Annotated in this window: 18 protein-coding genes; 9 read left to right on the plus strand and 9 right to left on the minus strand. The window is 44.3% G+C overall.

Features of this window, described 5'->3' with window-relative positions; translation table 11 throughout:
* From K6Y21_RS04025 to K6Y21_RS04050, 6 genes are read right to left on the minus strand one after another with little or no spacing between them, the layout of a single operon-like run.
* Positions 1 to 732 carry a VpsP family polysaccharide biosynthesis protein gene (locus K6Y21_RS04025; RefSeq protein WP_233070456.1) on the minus strand — a complete coding sequence of 244 codons (732 nt, stop codon included), beginning with the start codon at positions 730 to 732 and terminating at the stop codon, positions 1 to 3.
* A gap of 25 nt (positions 733 to 757) precedes the next feature.
* Positions 758 to 1,591: a UTP--glucose-1-phosphate uridylyltransferase GalU gene (gene galU, locus K6Y21_RS04030; protein WP_233070457.1), complete on the minus strand. Its 834-nt coding sequence runs from the start codon at positions 1,589 to 1,591 to the stop codon at positions 758 to 760.
* 38 nt (positions 1,592 to 1,629) lie between these two features.
* Positions 1,630 to 3,885 carry a GumC family protein gene (locus K6Y21_RS04035; RefSeq protein WP_233070458.1) on the minus strand — a complete coding sequence of 752 codons (2,256 nt, stop codon included), beginning with the start codon at positions 3,883 to 3,885 and terminating at the stop codon, positions 1,630 to 1,632.
* 18 nt (positions 3,886 to 3,903) lie between these two features.
* Positions 3,904 to 4,440, minus strand: coding sequence for a polysaccharide biosynthesis/export family protein (locus K6Y21_RS04040; protein ID WP_233070459.1), 537 nt, complete (start codon positions 4,438 to 4,440; stop codon positions 3,904 to 3,906).
* Between the two features lie 5 nt (positions 4,441 to 4,445).
* Entirely contained in the window at positions 4,446 to 5,651 is a 1,206-nt protein-coding gene (locus K6Y21_RS04045) for an outer membrane beta-barrel protein (RefSeq protein ID WP_233070460.1), read from the minus strand.
* A gap of 11 nt (positions 5,652 to 5,662) precedes the next feature.
* Positions 5,663 to 7,063: an undecaprenyl-phosphate glucose phosphotransferase gene (locus K6Y21_RS04050; RefSeq protein ID WP_233070461.1), complete on the minus strand. Its 1,401-nt coding sequence runs from the start codon at positions 7,061 to 7,063 to the stop codon at positions 5,663 to 5,665.
* Positions 7,064 to 7,420: 357 nt separating this feature from the next.
* On the opposite strand from K6Y21_RS04050, the gene K6Y21_RS04055 reads away from it, so the two are divergent.
* The 6 genes from K6Y21_RS04055 (at position 7,421) to K6Y21_RS04080 (ending at position 13,304) form a co-directional block, all read left to right on the plus strand.
* Positions 7,421 to 8,071 carry a transglutaminase-like cysteine peptidase gene (locus tag K6Y21_RS04055; RefSeq protein WP_233070462.1) on the plus strand — a complete coding sequence of 217 codons (651 nt, stop codon included), beginning with the start codon at positions 7,421 to 7,423 and terminating at the stop codon, positions 8,069 to 8,071.
* A 9-nt stretch (positions 8,072 to 8,080) separates the two neighbouring features.
* Entirely contained in the window at positions 8,081 to 9,991 is a 1,911-nt protein-coding gene (locus K6Y21_RS04060; RefSeq protein ID WP_233070463.1) for a bifunctional diguanylate cyclase/phosphodiesterase, read from the plus strand.
* A gap of 88 nt (positions 9,992 to 10,079) precedes the next feature.
* Positions 10,080 to 10,754, plus strand: a complete 675-nt coding sequence (locus K6Y21_RS04065) for a hypothetical protein (RefSeq protein ID WP_233070464.1) — start codon at positions 10,080 to 10,082, stop codon at positions 10,752 to 10,754.
* Between the two features lie 62 nt (positions 10,755 to 10,816).
* Positions 10,817 to 12,154, plus strand: a complete 1,338-nt coding sequence (locus tag K6Y21_RS04070; RefSeq protein WP_233070465.1) for an O-antigen ligase family protein — start codon at positions 10,817 to 10,819, stop codon at positions 12,152 to 12,154.
* A 216-nt stretch (positions 12,155 to 12,370) separates the two neighbouring features.
* Positions 12,371 to 12,823 (plus strand): zinc uptake transcriptional repressor Zur, encoded by a 453-nt coding sequence (gene zur / locus K6Y21_RS04075; RefSeq protein WP_233070466.1) that lies wholly within the window; start codon positions 12,371 to 12,373, stop codon positions 12,821 to 12,823.
* 19 nt (positions 12,824 to 12,842) lie between these two features.
* A complete protein-coding gene (locus K6Y21_RS04080) occupies positions 12,843 to 13,304 on the plus strand; it encodes a chemotaxis protein CheX (protein WP_233070467.1) in 462 nt (153 codons plus the stop codon).
* Positions 13,305 to 13,413: 109 nt separating this feature from the next.
* Here K6Y21_RS04080 and K6Y21_RS04085 read toward each other — a convergent pair whose 3' ends face one another.
* The 3 genes from K6Y21_RS04085 to dnaB form a co-directional block, all read right to left on the minus strand.
* Entirely contained in the window at positions 13,414 to 14,016 is a 603-nt protein-coding gene (locus K6Y21_RS04085; protein ID WP_233070468.1) for a peroxiredoxin C, read from the minus strand.
* 170 nt (positions 14,017 to 14,186) lie between these two features.
* Entirely contained in the window at positions 14,187 to 15,275 is a 1,089-nt protein-coding gene (alr, locus tag K6Y21_RS04090; protein WP_233070469.1) for an alanine racemase, read from the minus strand.
* Positions 15,276 to 15,317: 42 nt separating this feature from the next.
* On the minus strand, positions 15,318 to 16,742 hold the full coding sequence (dnaB, locus tag K6Y21_RS04095) for a replicative DNA helicase (RefSeq protein ID WP_233070470.1): 1,425 nt from the start codon (positions 16,740 to 16,742) through the stop codon (positions 15,318 to 15,320).
* A 287-nt stretch (positions 16,743 to 17,029) separates the two neighbouring features.
* Here dnaB and K6Y21_RS04100 point away from each other — a divergent pair, with 287 nt between their 5' ends.
* The 3 genes from K6Y21_RS04100 to K6Y21_RS04110 all read left to right on the plus strand — a co-directional run bounded on the left by K6Y21_RS04100 (position 17,030) and on the right by K6Y21_RS04110 (position 19,304).
* A complete protein-coding gene (locus tag K6Y21_RS04100; protein WP_233070471.1) occupies positions 17,030 to 17,923 on the plus strand; it encodes a LysR substrate-binding domain-containing protein in 894 nt (297 codons plus the stop codon).
* A 57-nt stretch (positions 17,924 to 17,980) separates the two neighbouring features.
* Positions 17,981 to 18,541, plus strand: coding sequence for a GNAT family N-acetyltransferase (locus tag K6Y21_RS04105; RefSeq protein WP_233070472.1), 561 nt, complete (start codon positions 17,981 to 17,983; stop codon positions 18,539 to 18,541).
* 97 nt (positions 18,542 to 18,638) lie between these two features.
* A complete protein-coding gene (locus K6Y21_RS04110) occupies positions 18,639 to 19,304 on the plus strand; it encodes a hypothetical protein (protein WP_233070473.1) in 666 nt (221 codons plus the stop codon).
* Positions 19,305 to 19,535: the final 231 nt, after the last annotated feature.

Genomic DNA, 19,535 nt, shown 5'->3' on the forward strand with positions numbered 1-19,535 from the left:
CTAGTTCCGACGACACCTTGAAGGTAACAAAACAGAAGGGAAGTGTTCATCTCGTTTTACCTTCTGCCTAGCAAGAGCGCAGCCATAGGCTAGACGATTGAGACGCCCTAAGTAACCTATCAAGGCAGATTGACTTTGTTTATGCAATAACCCCAGCGCGATATGTTTATTGGTTAATTGGCGCAATGGGGTCGACAGTTCACGCCAAGCTAACAAACCAGCCTGACTCAACACCAAATGCACTTCCGCTGTCATCGGCCCATACTGGTCAGCCAGCGCAAAAGCTAAAGCAAACTCATCGTCGATTTGATTTAACCAAAGTTTAGTTTGCACCAGATCGGCATAAGTATTTGGCCAATGGGGTCTTAAGGCCACAGCTTGCTCTAACAAGGTTAAACTTGATAATAATGGCTCAGCATGTTGTAAACGCTCGACCTTGGGTTGTTTCGCGCTGGTTAAGTACAGCCATTGATAAACCTTGGCTTCCAGCACTAAATAATGAGGGTGATCGGGGTGTAATGCATTGGCTTGTTTTGCGGCATTTAATACCGATTTCAACCCATGCTCATCAATCAGAGCCTGCTCATCTCGTAATCCTTGCCAATCGGCGAGGCTGTTTTCAACATAGTTGGCATACAAGTTCGCTAGGGCATAACGGCCAGCGAAAAAAATAAGCCCGATTGCCAGGGTGGCAATCAGGCTTTTAATTAAGATACGATAACACTGAGTCATAATCAGCCGGCTAAAAGTGGCCGTATTACCCCTTATAGAATTTATCGTAGCAGTAGTTGGTTGCTTCGATAAAGCCAGGCACGCTACCACAGTCAAAACGGCGGCCTTTAAATTTATAAGCGAGTACACAACCCGATTGAGCTTGCTTTAATAACGCATCGGTGATTTGGATTTCGCCACCTTTTCCTGGCTCTTGATTTTCAAGAATATCGAAAATGTCTGGAGTCAGAATATAGCGGCCAATAATCGCTAAATTACTTGGTGCAGTACCCGGCTCTGGTTTTTCGACCATGTCATCAACACGGTACAGATCATCTTTGATCATCTCACCCGCGATCACACCGTACTTGTGGATCTCATCGGCTGGCACTTCTTCAACGGCAACAATGCTACAACGGAATTGCTTATACAGCGCCACCATTTGCGCTAACACGCCTTGCTCTTCGTTAATGCAAAGGTCGTCCGCTAAAACCACAGCAAAAGGCTCATCACCGACTAATTCTTTACCGGTCAAAATAGCGTGCCCTAACCCCTTCATTTCACTTTGGCGAATAAAGGTAAATTTAGCGGTGTCGATGATATTACGGATATCGACTAGCATGTTTTCCTTACTGGTGCCTTTGATCTGATGCTCTAACTCATAGTTCATATCAAAATGGTCCATGAGGGAGTGCTTACCGCGACCGGTTACAATACACATGCCTTCAATACCCGCCGCAATGGCTTCATCAACACCATATTCAATTAATGGCTTATTAACGATAGGCATCATTTCTTTTGGCATAGACTTGGTCGCAGGTAAAAAGCGTGTACCATAGCCTGCCGCAGGAAATAGACATTTCTTAATGGTTGATTTCATTTTATATCCCTAAAAGCCCCATAACATGAGGCTAACTATTACACTGATTCTTTTTCTGTCTTAGTGACTTTCGCCGTTTCTGGCGCTTTCTCGGCATAGCCATAGTATTCATAATAACTGCCATGGCCGCTGTATTTGGCTGCCTTTTTCAGATTCAACCGGTTCAGGATCACGCCATCAATCTTCACGCCTTGCTGTACTAGCTTACCCAAAGTGTGCTTGACCACACCGGTACGAGTGTGCTCTGCACGCGTCACCAAAATACAAGAGTCTACCTTTTGTGAAAGTAAGTAAGCATCACTGACAGCTTGGCAAGGAGCCGTGTCGATAACAATTCGGCTATAGCGCTGTTTTAACTTCTCAAGCAATAAACCAAAGCGATCTGATGCCAATAGCTCTTGCGGGTTAGGTGGCACAAGTCCTGCCGATAAAATATCCAGCCCAGAGGTTTCATCCTTAACTAAGCACTCTTCAAAGGTATGAGTGCCTGCAATCAAGTTAGCCAAACCCGGTTGGGCAGCAGGTAAATTAAATCTTTTGGCCACTGCCGGACGACGTAGATCGCAGTCAATCAAAATGGTTTTTTCTAACTGCGCCAAACCAAAAGCAAGGTTAATCGCTGATGTGGTCTTGCCTTCACTCGGCTCAGAGGAAGTCACTAACACCGAATGATTGTCATGATTCATATTCGACAACATATAGCCGGTACGTATAGTGCGCACGCCTTCAGAGAAGGCCCTTTGCTTATCATCGTAATACAGATAGGTAGGTAACTTATCTTTTTTGCTTTTCACTAAAGGTAAAATACCAAGGAGACTTACTCCTAACGTGGTTTCAACTTGTTTTGCATTAGTAAAGCTATCGTTAAGGGCCTCTAGCACAAAGGCCACCACACAGCCAAAGCCAAATGAAGCCACAAAAGCCATTAGTACGATGAGCTTACGTTTAGGTGCACTAGGTAACAAAGGTTGATAAGCCACATCGGTAAAACGCGCAATGGTTGAGCCAAAATCACTCGAAGCCGATGTTTCTTTATAGCGATTTAAGAATAAATCATACAGTTGCTTATTAGAGTCTACTTCGCGTTGATATTCTGAGTAACGCGCATTTTTCACGGTTAGCTCTTGGAACTCAGCTTTGCGGCCCTCTATCTCACGACGTATGGTATTTTCAGCTTGACGCGCAGCACTCATTTCCGCGCCAATGCCTTTAACTAGTTGACGTAACTCTCGGTCTAAGTTCTTTTGCGCCGATTTAAGCTCAGCTTGCGCCGCCTTCATTTTCGGGTGCTTGGGACCATATCGCTTGGCGAGATCGGAAATTTTTCGCTCGGCATTTGACACGGCCAACTTAACATCGCGAATGACAGGATGGTTGGTAATCTCAGGCACCGCAGAGATTCGAGCCACATTGTTGGTGCTACTTTGCGCTAAATTATAAAGGGATTCAGCTGCAACACGACGATCTCGGGCCTTGTTTAACTGCGAGGTTAATTCATTCAGCTCTTGTGACGCTAGGCCACCAACCCCTTCGATATCCACTAAGCCCTCTTCTCTTAAAAAAGCCTGAAGTCGAGCTTCGGAAGCTTGCAGATCGGCTTTTAACTTAGCAACTCGCTCATTTAGCCAGCCAGAAGCTTTATTGGCCACCTGCATGGTCGAGTCTAGGTTGCTTTCAATATAAACATTACCGACTTCATTAGCCACTTGAGCAGCCAGAGCCGGGCTGGTACTGCTAAATGAAATATTGACAAGCTGAGTTTTGCGTACCGGTGAAATCGCTAATTTACTTTTAAATGTCGCTAATACTCTTTGCTCTAAGCGGTAACTGGCTTCATCTTCCGATAATTCTGGTGCTGGCTTTCTTAACCCCTTAAGAAAAGGCAATAACTCGTAAATATCAAAAGAAATATCCAGTAGCTTCTGCTCTTCAACTAAAGCAGGATTAAACTCAGGATTGTTGGTTAAATCCAACTTGCGGATCACTTCTAAGGCGATACTGTCAGACTTTAAAATCTCAAATTGAGTTAAAAAATACTCATTGATACGGGTATCTAGGCCATAGACCTCTTCTACCGATACCGCTTTTGCTTGCTTAGATTCGATCATTAAGGTGGCGGTTGCAGTGTAAATAGAAGGCTTTGACAAAGCCACTAAACTGGCAATAGCCGTCACCATGATCGAGAAAAACAGTATTTTCCATTTGTACTTCAATAAAGTTAGCCAAATCTGCTTAACATCAATCAGCTGTTCCATTTGCGGCATGGCCGAACTGGCCGAGACTTTCTGTTCCATTAATGATTAACCTGACGTTTAGAAGAAACTTTGTTCTATGGTGATTATATCACCAGGCATAATGCTGGTATCGAGTTTAACGGGCTTCGGCTTTCTGTTAGGAGCATCGCTGGAAGTTACATAAATGCTGCTTTTAGATGCGCGGTTAGTAAAACCACCCGCCAAGGCGACCGCTTTGTTTACCGTTAAGCCTGGCTGAAAGGCATAACCGCCGGGCTGCTTAACTTCACCATTGATAAAAAACGGTCGATATTCAACGATACTGACATGGACACTGGGATCGATCAGATAGTCCCCTTTCAAGCCTTTTTGAATGGTATCTTTCAGATCTTCAATGGTGAGTCCCTTGACCATGATTTGCCCAAGAAACGGATAGTTAATCCGCCCGCTGTCACTGAGCAAGGTCTCCATAGAAAGCTCTTCTTCACCGTAAACTAAGATAGAGATAGTATCCCCCGCTCCCAGTTTGTAGGTAGAATCAAAATCATTAGCATGAACGGACCATGTTAATACGATAGCGACAACGGCCAACCATACCGAATAAAGCTGCTTCATTTTATTTACATCACCATGTTTACAGAAATAAAGAACACGTTTTTATCGTAATCTAAATTGTCTTGATTAGAATCTTTGTTAGTTATGCGATAGCCCAACCCTAAGTTAACCCAACGACGCAGGTCATAGTTAAGGCCAAAGGCAAACTCATCGGTGTCATCGCGTCTTGGGCTGCCGGTGTAGTCATCGCGCACATAAGTCCAGCTAATATCACTGGATAAGCGCTCTAGCCAGTAGTGATTCCACGCGGCGCGATAAAACGACTCTTCAATGTAATCGCCGCCTTGATCGGGATCTTTAGCGCGATGACGGGTACCCACTTCAAACTTAGAATGCTCCTTCGCTTGCCAAGTTAATCCCACATCCCAACTAAAGCCTTCGAAATTATCTCGGCTTGAGGCTTTAAAATCTTTGTTTTGGTAACCCACCTTGGCAATACCCGTCACTGTCGCTGTGGTATCCCAAGTTGCACCGACATAAGCATAGTAATCATCGGAGTCGCGTGTTACCCCTGATACATCAAGTACGTCATAGCGTTTATCATTTTTCAGAAGTTCAAACAGCAAGCTCGTTTTCGGAGCCACACGGTAATAAAAAGTCCCGCCGTAGCGCATTTCATCATAATCACGGTACTGGGTAATATTACGGTAGTTAGTATAACGCTGGTCAAAATAACCTAGGTTGAATTTAAATCGTCCCGTGGCTTGCATACCACCAAAACCGTAGCTCGCATCGACATAATTAGTGCGATAACGGATAACCTCATCAAGTAAGTTACCAGCACCATCAGATATCCCTGTGCCGCGGTCTTCGTGAGTGGCGTTAAAGTCATAGCTTAGCCCTGCACGGTGGCGATCGGTAAACTGCCAATCGGCTTTCATCCCTACGTAATGATCTGTGTAGTCATCATTGTGTGAGCTAAAGTAATTTCCTTGGCTTAAACGGTAAAGGAAAACGTATTCGTGGCTACCTGGATTCAACTTAACCATTAGGCCAGGCTCTATCACACTTGCCCATGAACTTTTCTCGTTGCTGCTGGCATTAATCACATTATCATCGTGCTTTAGCTCTGCCTCCACGAAAGGCAAAATTTCAATCCCATTTTCAGTAACATAAGGATTAGCGGTGACTTCGGCGTAAGCAGACACACTAAAGCTAGCGGCTAGACTTAAACTAAGCAGAGAAACGCCATTTAATTGCAATGATTTCATTTAATTTTCCCTTAATAAGCTGTTTTGCTTACAAATCCCTTAAAAATGGTTAAAAACACAATCTTAATATCTAACCAAAGTGACCAGCGGTGGATGTAGTCCAAATCGTATTGAACACGTTTTTCCATCTTCTCTAAGGTGTCAGTTTCACCTCGCCAACCATTAATCTGAGCCCAACCTGTGATACCCGGTTTTACCTTATGGCGCAGCATGTAGCGCTCCACTAACACTCGGTATTCTTCATTGTGAGCTACCGCGTGAGGACGAGGCCCAACAATTGACATCGAGCCTTGCAACACATTAATAAATTGAGGTAATTCATCTAAGGAAGTGCGACGTAAAAAACTGCCAAGCGGGGTAACCCTAGGATCATTTTTTGTTGCTTGAACCACCTTATCCCCGTTGTCCATGGTCGACATGGATCTGAACTTCCAGACCTTGATTTTTCGCCCGTCTAAACCATAACGAAATTGTTTAAAAATGACAGGGCCGGGCGACGTTAACTTTACGGCCACAGCAATGGCAATAAGCACAGGAGAAATTAAGGCTAATATCATGCTTGATAACACGATATCTTCAAGGCGCTTGATCCAACTACTCAAGCCATTAAACGGCGTATCGAATACACTTAAGGTGTGAATGTCACCAACTGAATCCCAACGAGAATGCAGCAAGTTATAAGTAAAAAAGTCTGGTACGAGGTAAGTACAGGCGGTCGTATCGGCAAACTCAGAAAGCAGGTGGGAGATGCGTTCCTTAGCATGCATCGGCAAGGCAATATACACGCGCTCAACCGCTCCCTTTTTTGCTAGTTTTAAAGCCCGCTCAGCATTGCCGCGCAGCCTAGCAGGTAAATCTTGATCTAGTCGGCTGGTGTCACGATCGTCGTAAAAGCCCAACACTTTGACACCTATTTCGGGGTGGCGCTGTAAGTTTTTAACGAGAGAAATTGCCTGTGGTGTCACCCCTATCACAACAGCATTACGTGTATTGAGTCCTTTTCTGCGCATTTGTGCGCGGTAAAAGCGTAAAACAACCCGCCAACACAGTAAGCCACCCCAAGCGATGACGAACCACCAACCAATCACCAATCGCGAATACTCAGTGCCTAATTTGGTGAAATAAGCTAACAGCATTAATAACCCGCAGACAATGATCCAAGCGAGACTGGTTAACATAGCAAGGTAACTAAAGTTACTGCCTCGCCATGAGCGGTATAAATCAACACTTTCCGATGCAATGGTGAATCCCACCGTTGCCAGTAAAGCAACAGCAAAATAGTGGATATCAAAGACTTGGTCGAATATAGATAACGAGACAAACAAAGACAATGAGACAACAACGATATCAATTAATCGATAAAAAAAGCTCGATGATTTGCCAAACGTACGAATATGGCCTTGTGCGCCCATGTATAATAGTCCCTTATTGCTAGTAATGTGCCCACTATCAAGCTACCGAGCTATCATAGTGTCGCACCTGTGTTTTGTGTGAGAGCTTACAGTTAAAAGTTGTCTTTTTTGTTGCAGTGCTGGTGAAATGCAATTGTTTTATTTTTTGTTACTAGGCCAAAATTTGATTTGGCTAGCATTTTTTTGTTGCGCTATGGTAATAGACTTGACAGACTTGCTCAAGGTGTTTCTTTGACATTTTAACAAAAAATATCTAATACAAATCGAATCAAACCTTTAGTCACATGGAAGTAATTGAGGTAGGCTAAGTAGCATTGCAAATGACTTTAATATGACTCATTTTTCCTGATGACAAAGATGACAACGCTAAAAACTGCCCTTTTCGCTTTAAGCTTTGTCGCGCTTGCTATTCCTGCCATCAATATTCAACAATATCTCACTCCTGTTTTACTTAACCAAGTAAAACAAGAACACGGCAACCGGGCTCACCATCGGGTTCGACAATGGCAGCGGTTGATCGAGAAAAACCAAGATCGAGATGAAGCTGAAAAGCTCAAACTGGTCAACGATTTTTTTAATCGGGAGATCGAGTTTATTGATGACATTAAACATTGGGGACAAGAAGATTATTGGGCCACACCACTTGAGACCTTGATTACCGCCGGGGGGGACTGTGAAGACTTTTCCATCGCCAAGTACTTTACCCTTAGAGCCTTAGGTATAAGCGAAGACAAATTGCGTATGATGTACGTAAAAGCACTAGACTATAACCAAGCTCACATGGTAGTGATTTATCTGCCCGAGCCAGGAGCATACCCCTTAGTGCTAGATAATATTAATCGTGATATCTTAAACGCTCAGCAGCGTCGCGATTTACGCCCGGTATACAGTTTCAATGGCCAAGGGTTATGGATGGCCAAAGCCCAAGGCTTAGGTAACAAAGTCAAGCAACGCAGAGGGTTTGCCCCCTGGGTTAAACTAATTAAACGGATTGAACAAGGCCAGTAGAGAAAAAATATGAGCTTATTTGCCCGCCTGAATGGCATGTTGTTTGGTGTGATTTTAATGTGTTTTCTCACCAACTTGATCACAAATATCCAAGAAAGCCAAAACTATCTTGAAGAGCAGCTCAATTCCCACAGCCAAGATGCTGCCACCTCCCTTGGCCTGTCCCTAAGTAATATCATCGGCCTTGACGACATCGCCATGGTCGAAACCACAGTAAACAGTATTTTTGACTCAGGATACTATCGTTCGATCAAGCTGTTCCGTATTGATGGAACCCCCCTTGTTGAGCGCGAATACCCAACCCAAATTGAAGGCATTCCTAACTGGTTCATTTCTTTGTTTCCGTTGAACCCGCCCGTTAACCAAACCGAAATTAATGATGGTTGGCGTATCGTTGCCACGATGAAGATCCAAAGTAATCCCGGCTTGGCCTATTACCAGCTTTGGCAAATGGCCAATAACACCTTTATTTCCTCTGGCATTATTTTTGTTCTGGCGTTGTTCACCGGCTGGCTACTGTTACGCTTAATCTTACGTCCATTAAGCGCCATCGAAGCCAAAGCCAATGCCATTGCCGATAAAGACTTTAGTCCTATCGCAATGCAGCCTAAAGCGCGTGAACTTCGTATTGTGGTGGAGGCGTTTAACCGCATGGCCGCAGCGTTAAAACGAAACTTCGATGAAATATCAAGCTATGCCGAAAACATGCGCCAACAAGCATTCATGGATACCTTAACGGGCTTTGGTAATAAGCGTAGCTTTATGTCTAAGCTATCACTGGAACTCGAGTCAAAAAAATCCAACAACAGCGGCTTAGTCGGGCTATTTCAACTGCAAGGATTACAAGAACTTAATGAAGAATTAGGCTATCAGGAAGCCGATCGCCATTTAAAAAACCTCTCGATGAAACTTAAGCAAAATTTCAGTGGTCAACCGCAAAGCTCTTTTTTCCGTCTGCAAGGCCCTGAGTTCGCCGTGATCATGCCCAATACCGATCTAGAAGTTTTAGAGCAAATCGCTCCACTTCTTAATCAAACCTTAAATCAAGCGAATAACCCAGTTGCAGGCGCTTTTGTTCGTTACCAAGAAGGGCTACAATCCGGCGCGGTATTAGCCCAACTCGATAATCAGATCAGCCACTCCATTTCACAAGGGTGTAAAATCAGCATTGCCAACCAAGATAACGTCGCGACTCAACGCAGTGACTGGCACGGGATTATTAATGATATTATTGCTTATGACCGTATCAAGTTAGTATTCCAACCCATTATCAATGTACAAAAGCAAACCTTGTATTACGAAACCTTGACGCGATTTGTTGACAGCAAGGGGGAGCCCCTGAACACGGGTGACGTATTTTCTGCCGCCAACCGGATCAACCAAACCAAAGCCCTTGATCAGGCCATCTTTAAGCAAGTCATGGCTACCCTAGTAGAATCAAGTCAAGTTTCTTTGTCAATCAACCTCGCGGGCAGCTCCTTGGCTGAAGCAGACTTTCAAACATTCGTATTAGATGCCATTAAACAAGCGCCACAATTGGCAAAACGCCTCATCATCGAAGTCAGTGAAACCAGTGCCAACCACTTTTTGGTCGACTTAAAAGCATTAGTCGGCGAACTAAAACAGGCGGGCTCCTTGCTGTCGATTGATCGATTTGGTACTAGCTTTACATCTTTTAGCTATATTCAATCCCTCAAGCCTGATTACTTAAAAATTGACGGCAGCTATATTCGCCAGCTTGAACAACACAAGGACAATCAGTTTTTTCTTAAAACCTTAGTTCAAATTGCCCACGGCATTGATACTAAAGTGATTGCAGAGCACATAGAAACGCAACAAGAACTCGATACCGCAAAGGAGTTATTGGTAGATGGATTTCAGGGTTATCTAGTCGCGAAACCCGGCGCCATAAAAAATTAATCTATCTAATACTTTTTCTGTCTTGAGTTATGCTATCGAAGCCCCTAAAATCGGCTTGTTTTTTAATTTACCCTACAGGGAAGTCGTCATGAAACTGCCAATCAAACATATCCTATTAAGCTCCATTTTGCTTACGGGAAGTGTGCACGCCACCATTAGCGAAGATATGTCTGCGGGTATCAGTCTGAATGACAGCATTAATAACGCGTTGGCCGCTGGTGAAACAAGCGAACAACTCTTTACTGAGTTAGCCCAAAGTAACCCAGAATTATTAGCACAAACTCTTACGTTACTTGCCGCGCAGCCCGCGCAAGATCTGAATGTGTTATTGGCGCAGGCCTTGGTTGCCAGTCAATCCCTTGATGCCCAGATCCAAGATGACATCCTAGTAGCAGCTGTAGAACAAGCCAAGAATAACGAAGCACTCGTTTTAAACTTGCTTGACACAGCCATTCAGAATTCAACCGATGATGCACAACTTGATATTATCGCGACCATGATTGCTAGTGTCGGTGCAACCGAAGAAGCAACATTGGCTTTACGACTCAATATTGCAAAGCGCGCTGTAGAATTACAGATCCCTGATGATATTTTGCTAGCTGGTTATGCTGCTTCGGGTGCGGATACCGCAGAACTTGAAGCAACAGCTGCAGGTGGTTCCGGCTCTACACCAGGAGCGGTTGCTACAACAGCTACAATTCCCACATCCACAGGTAATGGCGCAGGCACAGGTGGCGGCGGTCTAACGGCATCACAAAACTAATTTCCACTACCATCTTCTAAAGAGGGCGTTTTACGCCCTCTTGCTATTTCTGGATCCCGCGCATGTCTGCTATGCAAAAAGGTTGTTATTGGGCATTTCTACTCTTTGTCTTTTATCTTCCTTTCCCCCTAGGTGGAAACAGGCCTTGGCTTTGGTCTATTAATGAAATCTGGTTAAGTGGCCTTATCCTAGCCACGCTGTTTTGTTTTTCATTCAGTCAGTGGCGAGATGCCATATTGCGAGTTAAATGGCTATTTACTCCACTGCTACTGTTTACACTATGGACTGCCCTGCAGTATTTTGCCGTCGGCCTGACTGATCTAAGCTGGGTTGCCAGTGTCGATCCTGCCCAAACATGGATCCAACTGCTAAAAACCCTCAGCTATCTCTGGTTAGTGATGTTGGCAGGCTTGTTTATCACCACCCATAAACAGTTAACCCAATTAGCCTACGTCATGATCCTCAGTGGTGTTTTACAAGGCTTTTACGGCGCGTTTCTGGTACTCGCACAAATCGACCCCACTCCGGTTTTTTCTTTGCCGCTCAACAGTCGTGCCGCGGGCTCATTTGTTTACCACAACCATCTCGCTAATTTCCTTATGCTCACCCTTTGTCTTGGTTTTGGTTTACTGGTATCGCAATTACAGCATGGTCAGCATCAAAATTTGAAACAAGCCATGGCACAATTTTTCGCCACCTTCTTAACCACTAAGGCCTTGATACGTATGGCACTCATCATTATGGTGATCGCCTTAGTGCTGACTCGCTCTCGCATGGGCAACACCGCATTTTTTAGCGCCCTGACTCTAGGCTCACTGCTCTTGCTCGTGGTTTACAAAAACAAGCCGAAAAGCTTGTACATCCTCGTCGGCAGTATATTTGTTATTGATACCGTGATTGTGAGTACCTGGTTTGGCCTAGACAAGGTAAAAGAACGCTTGGTTGCCACCAACCTGGATGCAGAAACCCGGGATAATGTGGTGCGATTTGCGTTAAACGCCATAGAGCAACGACCTATGTCAGGCTATGGTGCGGGTAGCTTTTATTCTGAGTTCCAGCGCTTCAATGAGCACGGGATTTACCTTTTTTATGATCACGCCCACAACGAGTATATTCAATTCTTATTCGAGTCAGGTCTGATTGGCACCACTTTGTTAGGGCTGGCGATTGTCATTGCGCTCATGGTGAGCACACAGCAATTTATCAAACGCGAAGATCCCTTAGTTAAAGGGATTGCGCTAGCTTGTGTCATGACCATTGTCGGCATGCTGATCCACATTTCAGTGGACTTCCCGCTTCAAGCGCCTGCGACGACTTGCTACTTCTTACTTATCTTATCTATCGCTCTGGTACTTCCATCAATTCACCAACGAAAAAGAAAAAAGCGCTCGGTAGATTAAACCAAACCCGATAATTTGCGATTAATCACAACAACTTAAAAAAATGAAGTTTAGTTGATAATTGCCACCACAGCTGAGCATTTAATTCTATACTTAGTACTGTTGGTAGTAATCGTTAGTTGAAAACCGACTCAGTTAACGAGTCTCTAAGCTTGTGCTTTATAGACCGGAAAATAATGTTAGTATTTCGCTCTCGCTATTTAATAAACCACTGATATGCCGAATAACGCGATAGACTTACTAAAACGAGCCGAACAGATTTGCCAGCAACGAGCGGTTAGATTTACACCAATACGGCAGAAAGTGTTCCGTATTATGGCTGAACAAAATGGTTCAATCAGCGCTTATGACTTGCTTGATAGGCTGCGTGAGACAGAGAAAGGGGCAAAACCGCCAACCATCTATCGCGCGTTAGATTTTTTACTTGAGCAAGGCTTTATCCATAAGATTGAATCGATAAATGCTTATATTTTATGCCCACATTTTGGTACGCAACACCCAATGCAGTTGTTAATTTGCGACCAGTGTGGAATTGTCATAGAGCTACATGATGAAACCATAGATGACGCTTTTGCAGCGCAAGCGCAAAACCATGGCTTTAGTATTAGCAATACGACCCTAGAAGCCCATGGCATTTGCCAGCAATGTAAACCAAAAGCGACGGCTTAACTCATAAAAGAACCCGTATATGAATGTAGAATTTGTAAACCCTTTTCTTAGCTCTTTAATGAATGTGCTGCAAACCATGGCGCAATTAGAGTTAAAGCCAGGAAAACCTAAACTAAAACAAGACAATATTGCTCGAGGAGATGTTTCGGGTTTAATTGGTATGGTGAGCTCGGAAGCAAAAGGCTCTTTCTCTATTAGCTTTGAAGAATCACTCGCCTTGGAAATAATGAAGCGTATGCTCGGCGAAGCCCCGGCCACGATAGATAATGAAGTATCTGATATGGTTGGAGAAATTACTAACATGGTAACAGGTGGAGCCAAACGCCTGCTTGCCGAAAAAGGCTATGACTTTAACATGGCTACCCCCGTCGTAGTATCAGGTAAAGCCCATACTATTTCCCATAAATCAGAAGGTAAAAAGGTATTAATGCCATTTACCACAGATTTCGGCAATGCCACGCTGGAGATTTGTTTCGACTAACCCATTGGTCAAATATCAGCCCCGTATTCGTTAATCAACATTTCATATCTAACGAGATCAAAAAAGCCGCACAGTATGCGGCTTTTAAGGTTCAGACTAAAACGTCTGATTATAGGTCGTCAGTGTGCTCAGATAGGTACTTAGCCACACCTTCTGGTGATGCCGTCATACCTTCTTTACCTTCTTGCCATTGTGCAGGACAAACTTCACCGTGCTTCTCATGGAAGTTTAGCGCGTCAACCATACGTAGCATTTCGTCAATGTTACGGCCTAGTGGTAGGTCGTTAACAACTTGGTGACGAACAACGCCGTTAGCATCGATTAGGAAAGAGCCACGGAAAGCAACACCGGCTTCTGGATGCTCAACGTCGTACGCTTTACAAATTTCATGTTTAACGTCAGCAACAAGTGGGTATTTAACAGCACCGATACCGCCATCAGCAACTGCAGTGTTACGCCATGCGTTGTGAGAGAATTGTGAATCGATAGAAACACCGATAACCTCAACACCTTTATCTTGGAAGTCTTGGAAACGCTTGTCGAAGGCGATCAGCTCAGATGGACATACAAATGTGAAATCTAGTGGGTAGAAGAAAACTACCGCAGCTTTACCTTTAGTGAACTCTTTAAAGTTAAAGTTATCTACAATTTCACCGTTACCGAGTACCGCTGCAGCTGTGAAGTCAGGTGCTTCTCTTCCTACTAATACCATTTTCTATTTCCTCATTTAAAGGTTTTGATTATCAACAAAATACGGGATAAATAATGGCTCAAGTTTGTGAAATTTGCGAATCGTTTTTAGCAATTAAATTAATTGCTAAAAACTATCAATAAACAAGAAAAAAGAGCCACCCACTATTAATACTAAATCCGTCGTGGCTGTCAATCAAAATCAGGAGGTGAAATGTAACTTAACGGCACTCTTGAGGTTAACTTAGTCACTAACTCATAAGCAATGGTACCGATTGCACGCGCAACCTGCTCTACAGGCAGCTCTGCTCCCCAAAGGGTTACTTCATCTCCTACTTGGTCCTTTGCTGCTGGACCCAAGTCTACTGTCATCATATCCATCGACACCCGGCCGACCACAGGTACAACACGGCCATTGATGTAGACAGGTGTGCCCGCAGGGGCATTGCGAGGGTAACCATCACCATATCCAATAGCCACCACGCCAAGTTTGGTATCGCGCTCTGAACGCCAAACACCACCATAACCAACAGGCTCACCGGCGCTATGGGTTCGCACCGCAATTAAACTTGAAGTTAACGTCATCACTGGCTGCAGTCCATAATCGCTGGCATCCCCTTGTTCAAAGGGCGATACGCCATAGAGTGCGATACCCGGTCGAATCAGATCACCATGGGCTTGTGGCCACGCCATCACAGCCGCAGAATTAGCCATCGATTTAAAGCCACAAACACCTTGCGTTAATTGCTCAAACAATACAATTTGACTCTCTGTTTCGGGTCGCTGTGGCTCATCTGCACAACTAAAGTGAGTCATCACATTGACAGGCTGCGCGACCTGAGGACAAGCCTGTAAACGTGCCATGCTTTGGGAGAACGCTTGTGGATGAACACCTAAACGGTGCATACCCGTATCAATTTTTAACCACACCTTCACAGGGTTATCTAAGTCGGCTTGCTCAAGGGAATTGAGCTGTTCAACATTGTGAACAGCGGTTTGAATATTGTTAGCAGCTAAAATAGGCAAGTCACTGGCGTTAAAAAAACCTTCAAGTAAAACAATAGGCTTCACTATCCCGCCCGAGCGAAGCGACAGCGCCTCTTCTATTCGAGCAACGCCAAACGCATCGGCATCAATGGCATGAGCGATGGGCACCAATCCGTGACCATAAGCATTGGCTTTAACCACAGCCAACACCTTGGCATTGGGTGCCATTTGTCTTAGCTGAGTTAAATTATTTCGCAATGCATTTAAGTTAATAAGGGCCGTAGCCGCTTTCATTCGATATCCCTAAGGTCGTTAAAGCTAAAGTAAAAAGTTGAGTTAGTACTCATCATCAAATGCTGGGCCGGCATAATTATCAAAGCGAGAAAATTGCCCTTGAAACGTTAGCCTAACCTTACCAATCGGGCCGTTACGTTGCTTACCAATAATAATTTCAGCCACACCTTTTTCCGCGCTATCTTCGTTATACACTTCATCGCGGTAAATAAACATAATTAAGTCAGCATCTTGTTCGATAGAGCCCGATTCACGTAAATCCGAGTTAATGGGGCGCTTATCGGCACGTTGCTCCAAGCTACGGTTTAGCTGAGACAAAGCAATCACAGGGCATTTCAACTCTTTAGCGAGCGCTTTAAGGGACTTAGAGATTTCCGCAATCTCTAAAGTACGGTTGTCACTTAATGATGGTACTCGCATCAATTGCAAGTAATCCACCATGATCATCGATACCCCGCCATGATCTTTGGCTATCCGACGTGCCCGAGAGCGCACTTCGGTTGGGGTCAAGCCAGAGCTGTCATCCACATACATTTTGCACTTTTCTAACAACAATCCCATGGTTGAAGATAAGCGCGCCCAGTCATCATCATTTAATTGACCCGTACGAATGCTGCCTTGGTTGATGCGCCCTAACGAGGCCAACATACGCATCATGATTTGTTCTGAGGGCATCTCTAACGAAAAGATAATGGCGGGTTTATCTTGCGTCATGGCCGCATGCTCGGCCAGGTTCATGGCGAAGGTGGTTTTACCCATAGAAGGACGTGCGGCGACGATGATCAAATCCGATGGCTGAAAACCTGCGGTCATTTTATCTAAGTCAGCATATCCGCTTGATACTCCCGTGACACCGTCTTGCGGGTTTTTAAACAGATCTTCGATTTTATCAACGGTCTTTTCTAGAATGCTGGTGATACCTTGCGGGCCCTCGCTTTCATTGGCACGAGACTCTGCAATTTTAAATACCTTACTTTCAGCGAAATCGAGTAACTCATCACTGCCACGCCCTTCAGGATCGTAACCAGCTTCTGCTATTTCATTAGCAACCCCGATTAACTCACGCACGACCGCCCGCTCGCGAACGATATTAGCGTAAGCGGCAATGTTGGCAGCACTGGGGGTATTCTTTGCAATCTCGGCTAAGTAAGCAAAACCGCCCACATCTTCTAGTTTCTGATCGCGCTCCAATAGTTCAGAAACGGTGATTAAATCAATCGGATCACCCGCATTCGCTAGGCTTTCCATCACTTGAAAAATTAACCTATGGGGGCGCGAGTAAAAATCCTTATCAACAACCGCTTCAGCAACGCGATCCCACGCTTGGTTGTCTAACATAACGCCACCAAGCACAGATTGTTCGGCTTCAAATGAGTGAGGAGGCACTTTTAACGAACTGACCGCATCTTGGTCTTTAAAGTCCTTAGCAAATTTTTTCTTATCAAACGGGGGGCGTGATTGTGACATATTTCGACCGAGCCTAAATTGTGGAAGGTTATTATCCAAAAAAAGCACCGACATTAAAAGCAATAGCCAATAATCTGTTCTAGCTTGTGGCTTATCTCAACCTCACCTTACACCATCAGTGAGTAAGCAAAACTTATTTTAGCCCCCCAGTGTAATTTAACCTAAATATAGCTGTTCAGTTTAGGTTCAGCTTACACCCGTTAAAATTCAATGATTCAGGCAAGGATTCGCCACTTAATGGTGTGACGGAGTACAGATCGCATCTCCGATAATGAATGAGGCCTGCCATGCAGCTACAACTACGTAATCTAGATTTAAACCTATTAACGCTCTTTGTTGCTGTAATGGAGCAACAAAATGTCTCTAAAGCGGCCAAAATCCTTAATATGTCGCAGCCTGCGATGAGCTTAGGGCTCAACCGTTTACGCAAAAAATTCAATGATGATTTGTTTTACCGTAGTGGCGGCATCATGCAACCCACAGCGTTAGCAAAAAGCCTCTACCAACCTATTAATGAAGCCCTTAAAACCATAGGCCAAGCATTGCCTCAAGATGACTTAGCCATGAGTCAGATAGTATTAAAATTTAACTTGGCCATGCCAACAGCGCTAGAGCCTTTTTTACTCACAAATTTACTTTCGCAGTTGAGCCAATCGTCGCCTAATGTCAGGATCAATAGCCAACAAGCGGTAGACATAGACGCATTAAAATATAATAGATTAGACTTTATTTTAGAAACGCAACCTTACCAAGGTGAAGACCTAAACTGTGAGAAGATTTGTTCAGAGCCCCTGATCTTAGCTTACAGCTGCGCCCACCCTCGCATTAGTCATGGAGTGGATTTAGACACCTTACTCAATGAAGACTTTGCTGTGGTTGAACCACAACGCTGTCTGACGAATAAAGACAAGGTCAAGGTCAACTACAAACTGAGCTCATATCAAGCTGCGCTGTCTTTAGCAGCACAAACTCAAGTGTTAACCCTAGTACCTAAATCAAGCCTAGATAACAGCGATGCTAAGCGCCTCTTAAACTGGCAACCAAGCCCATTCACTAAGAAGCAGCTGGATATTTATTTAACTTGGCTGGCACAGCGAGAACAAGATAAAAGCCATCAATGGCTGAAAGAGTGTATCTGCGATAGCTTGAACCCAAGCAAATTAAGCGCGATCTCAGCTTAAGGAAATCTCAGTGCTATCGTGTTAACATGAGCGCCTTCATCAAGATGTAGCGGATCCATGAACCAAGCACGAGTTATTCTAAGCGCAGCAGATTGCCTTATCACTCCCTTAGCAGTGAGTGATGCGCCTTTAATTGTCGATTATCAAAGGCGTAATAAATCCCATTTGGCTCCTTGGGAGCCAAGCCGCAGCCAGCAATACTACGAGCTCGCTACCTGGCAAGCCGTGTTGAAAAATAATCAACAACTATGGCAACAAGGTAGCGCTTTTCACTTTGCCGCACTCGATCAAACCAGCGCAAAAATGATAGCAAGCATTAACTTCACAGGTGTGATTAGAGGTGTGTTTCAAGCCTGCTATCTAGGTTACTCAATTGATCGGCGCTACCAAGGCCAAGGCAAGATGCAGCAGCTTTGCCAAGCCTGCATCGACTATATTTTTGAGCAGCAAAACCTTCACCGCATCATGGCCGCACACATGCTTCACAATGAGCGAAGTGAGCGTTTATTAACTCGTTTGGGCTTTGAATATGAAGGGCTAGCGAAGGATTACTTAAAAATCGCGGGGCAATGGCAAGATCATAAACTATACGCATTACGTAATCTGCAGCACAGCTAACAGGCCACAACACTCCTGCCTCCCAGCTACCTTGGAGATTGTACCGAAATCGGTTTAGTGCTAACTTGCCAAAATCAATGTGACACCGGAATCATCAATGTCGAGTAAAAAATCCCTACCAGCTCCGCTTATTATTTTTGCTGGTTTTATATTATTACTGCTTTTCTGCGCCAGTTTACTGGGTGAAAATGCCCGTTCGGAGCAGGTCACCAAAGACTATTTTAACGCCATCGCCGAGCTCAAGTTTAGTCAAGTTAGCCATTACCTGAGCGAGCAAGGTGAACAAGGCAATCAAGATGTGGCCCATCTTTTTGCGCTCGAGGCGGCGCTACAGCAACATTTTAATCTGGCGATGGACCAAGCCTATTTAGTCGAGACGAAACAACAAAGTTATTGGCTTCCTTACTTATTGCCCGCTGTTGTCAGTGTTGCGGTCAAATTTAGCCCTATCACAGAAGGTCAAGCTAAGCAGCAAAGTAGATATATAGATGGCATGGTCGAATTAGTCAGAGAGGAAAACCGCTGGCGCATTAAAGCTATCAAGCTACCCGAAGACATTCAATCTGACTATCTTCGCGCCAAGGCTCAAATCAATCAGCAAAAACACATTGAAATCCAAGATCAACAGATCAGATTAGCTGCGAACACCATAAATACTCAACAACTTGATCCGCTGACCCAGAAACTCTGGCTGTTCCAACTAAACAACGCCATGACCGCCATCGCTAATGCTACTCCGGTCACGGAAAAAAGTGATAATTAACTAGGCCATAAAAAAACACAATAAAACTAATAAAACCAACAAGTGCAACCTAGTGTCTCTGATAAAACGAGAAGAAACGATATAAAGCTTCAAGTTAAGCCTGTTCAAAGGGCTGTAAAAAGTTGAAACCTCTAGCTAGATGGGTAATTTACCGCGTTTTAACCGAGTCGAAGTTTGCGCCTTGAGGCGTCATTTGCTAACTTGAGCTTCATATAACAAGGAACAAAATCA

This window comes from Motilimonas eburnea (genome assembly GCF_021295345.1).
GTDB classification, from domain to species: domain Bacteria; phylum Pseudomonadota; class Gammaproteobacteria; order Enterobacterales; family CBDFNC01; genus Motilimonas; species Motilimonas eburnea.

Bases quoted from the DNA above. Each gene is read 5' to 3' on its own strand.
- K6Y21_RS04025 (WP_233070456.1), bottom strand. From the start codon at position 732: ATGACTCAGTGTTATCGTATCTTAATTAAAAGCCTGATTGCCACCCTG.
- K6Y21_RS04065 (WP_233070464.1), top strand. From the start codon at position 10,080: ATGAAACTGCCAATCAAACATATCCTATTAAGCTCCATTTTGCTTACG.
- alr (WP_233070469.1), bottom strand. From the start codon at position 15,275: ATGAAAGCGGCTACGGCCCTTATTAACTTAAATGCATTGCGAAATAAT.
- K6Y21_RS04100 (WP_233070471.1), top strand. From the start codon at position 17,030: ATGCAGCTACAACTACGTAATCTAGATTTAAACCTATTAACGCTCTTT.
- K6Y21_RS04040 (WP_233070459.1), bottom strand. From the start codon at position 4,440: ATGAAGCAGCTTTATTCGGTATGGTTGGCCGTTGTCGCTATCGTATTA.
- K6Y21_RS04050 (WP_233070461.1), bottom strand. From the start codon at position 7,063: ATGGGCGCACAAGGCCATATTCGTACGTTTGGCAAATCATCGAGCTTT.
- K6Y21_RS04080 (WP_233070467.1), top strand. From the start codon at position 12,843: ATGAATGTAGAATTTGTAAACCCTTTTCTTAGCTCTTTAATGAATGTG.
- K6Y21_RS04105 (WP_233070472.1), top strand. From the start codon at position 17,981: ATGAACCAAGCACGAGTTATTCTAAGCGCAGCAGATTGCCTTATCACT.
- K6Y21_RS04035 (WP_233070458.1), bottom strand. From the start codon at position 3,885: ATGGAACAGAAAGTCTCGGCCAGTTCGGCCATGCCGCAAATGGAACAG.
- K6Y21_RS04070 (WP_233070465.1), top strand. From the start codon at position 10,817: ATGTCTGCTATGCAAAAAGGTTGTTATTGGGCATTTCTACTCTTTGTC.
- K6Y21_RS04045 (WP_233070460.1), bottom strand. From the start codon at position 5,651: ATGAAATCATTGCAATTAAATGGCGTTTCTCTGCTTAGTTTAAGTCTA.
- K6Y21_RS04085 (WP_233070468.1), bottom strand. From the start codon at position 14,016: ATGGTATTAGTAGGAAGAGAAGCACCTGACTTCACAGCTGCAGCGGTA.
- K6Y21_RS04060 (WP_233070463.1), top strand. From the start codon at position 8,081: ATGAGCTTATTTGCCCGCCTGAATGGCATGTTGTTTGGTGTGATTTTA.
- zur (WP_233070466.1), top strand. From the start codon at position 12,371: ATGCCGAATAACGCGATAGACTTACTAAAACGAGCCGAACAGATTTGC.
- galU (WP_233070457.1), bottom strand. From the start codon at position 1,591: ATGAAATCAACCATTAAGAAATGTCTATTTCCTGCGGCAGGCTATGGT.
- dnaB (WP_233070470.1), bottom strand. From the start codon at position 16,742: ATGTCACAATCACGCCCCCCGTTTGATAAGAAAAAATTTGCTAAGGAC.
- K6Y21_RS04055 (WP_233070462.1), top strand. From the start codon at position 7,421: ATGACAACGCTAAAAACTGCCCTTTTCGCTTTAAGCTTTGTCGCGCTT.
- K6Y21_RS04110 (WP_233070473.1), top strand. From the start codon at position 18,639: ATGTCGAGTAAAAAATCCCTACCAGCTCCGCTTATTATTTTTGCTGGT.